The 349-nt window shown below is 43.3% G+C and carries 1 pseudogene; it reads right to left on the bottom strand.

The window, feature by feature from the left end:
- A pseudogene (locus NE665_RS24140) lies at window positions 1-349 on the bottom strand (hypothetical protein); the annotation flags it as partial.

Below are 349 nucleotides of genomic sequence, written 5' to 3'. Positions count from 1 at the left end.
ATCATGCTGCTTTCCTGCATGCTGTATCGGTTGATCACGTTGTCCATGTCCTTTGGATGATGGAAACACAACCATATCGAGTATACTTTTTTCATATCTCCGAAATTAGAATGCTGGAATCCATCCGTTGCGTTCTTTTGTTTTCCCAAGATCCTGCTGCAGTAATAAATCGCTCTGCTCAATAACGGATATGACAGACGCGCTGTTTCATTCTGTGCCTCAAGATTTATGATGACACCGATCTCTTCTTTCTTCGTGTTTCCTGTATTTGGCAGTGTTGCCTCAAACAGGATGTCATACCGTATGACTGCAGAGGGGATAGACGCGTCTTCTACATTCTTTCCAACGA

Source organism: Clostridium sp. DFI.1.208 (assembly GCF_024463855.1).
Classification (GTDB): domain Bacteria; phylum Bacillota_I; class Bacilli_A; order Erysipelotrichales; family Erysipelotrichaceae; genus Clostridium_AQ.
This window is presented reverse-complemented; position numbering and strand designations above follow the sequence as displayed.